Origin of the sequence: Prevotella sp. OH937_COT-195 (genome assembly GCF_003932845.1) — a bacterium.
In the GTDB taxonomy this organism is placed as follows: domain Bacteria; phylum Bacteroidota; class Bacteroidia; order Bacteroidales; family Bacteroidaceae; genus Prevotella.
In genome coordinates this window covers 1-1311 of record NZ_RQZH01000074.1, presented here as the reverse complement: position 1 = coordinate 1311, position 1311 = coordinate 1, and the positions used below count along the sequence as shown (strand labels likewise).

Annotated in this window: 2 protein-coding genes; both read right to left on the bottom strand. The window is 27.1% G+C overall.

Annotation, left to right across the window (positions count from 1 at the left end):
• Window positions 1-188: plasmid replication-associated protein (locus EII32_RS11285; RefSeq protein ID WP_125235463.1), on the bottom strand; the 188-nt coding region annotated here is incomplete at its 3' end.
• Between the two features lie 9 nt (window positions 189-197).
• Window positions 198-989 carry a ParA family protein gene (locus EII32_RS11280; RefSeq protein ID WP_124793516.1) on the bottom strand — a complete coding sequence of 264 codons (792 nt, stop codon included), beginning with the start codon at window positions 987-989 and terminating at the stop codon, window positions 198-200.
• Window positions 990-1311 lie beyond the last annotated feature (322 nt).

Below are 1311 nucleotides of genomic sequence, written 5' to 3'. Positions count from 1 at the left end.
ATAGAAGTGTCTTTATCTAATGCCATCTGACTTAACCTTTTTTTGATTATCGTATCAACTCTCATAGTTGAACTTTTAGCAACAGGTTTATAATTTTCCGTATACTTAACTGCTGAAGTGTCGATATCATCTAAAAAACCTTTTTTCTTTTGTTCTTCGAATTTTATATCATCTAAAAATCCTGCCATTATGATCACCTATCCTTCTATTAATTCTATTCTTTCTACTAATTCCTTATATATCGCTTCTAACATATGCAATACTCTTTTATCGTGCGTATCTTTATCCCTAATACCTTCTGCACTAAACTTCTTAATTCTTTCTCTTTGAAATATTTGATTTTTAAATAAAGCGTTTGAGAAAGTTTTTTTAGATATTTCTAATATCTTTTCATCAATATTACCATTCTTCTTGATTAATACTGGGATTGCTCCTATTAATTCAAATGGTAAATTTGATTCCTTTTTTCTATCTCGTAAAAAGTTAACAAACGATAAACTACTCTCATACGCTGATTGCTGCGTTTGAAATACCATAGCAATATAATCACTCGCGTATACTGCATTATTTGTGAAATCTGAATTTATTGTTGGTGGTACATCAATAAATATATAGTCAAAATCATAATCTCTTTTAATTTGATCAATAACTGATTTAAGAATATATCGTTTTTTAACAATATCTGTTTTGGCAATAATATCAGATAAATTAGCTAGTGAAGAATCTGCAGGTATTAACGCTAGTTTAGTTGATAGGTTGATAATACTATCTTCTAATTCACCAGTTTTAAGAGTATCTATAAATGTTTGTTTTTCATCTATAGCTTCTGGATATGTTCTTTTCATGATTTGAGTAGCATTACCTTGAGGATCAAAATCGACTAATAAAACCTTTTTGTCGTATCTTTCAGAAGCGATATAGGATAATAAAGTTGATACAGTAGTTTTACCTACTCCTCCTTTGAAATTACCAATAGTTATAACTGACATACATTACACTCCTTAGATTATAATATAATTATTATAACAGTAACTTGTTACATGTAACAAGTTACTAAGGTATATTATAATAAAATAACAATATTCATGATTATCAAACCCTATTAGTATAAGTAATATAAACTACTTTTAATAGAACAAAAACAAATCACATGTAACATGTTACATGTGATTTGTTTTTGTTTTTTTGTTACAGTATTTATTGTTTATACTCTATTAGTTTGTTATTCTTATAAATATACAAAAAACATTCAGTTGATACCAACAACTGAATGTTTTGAAAGGTAATAAAACGCACCCAAACGTTTTAATA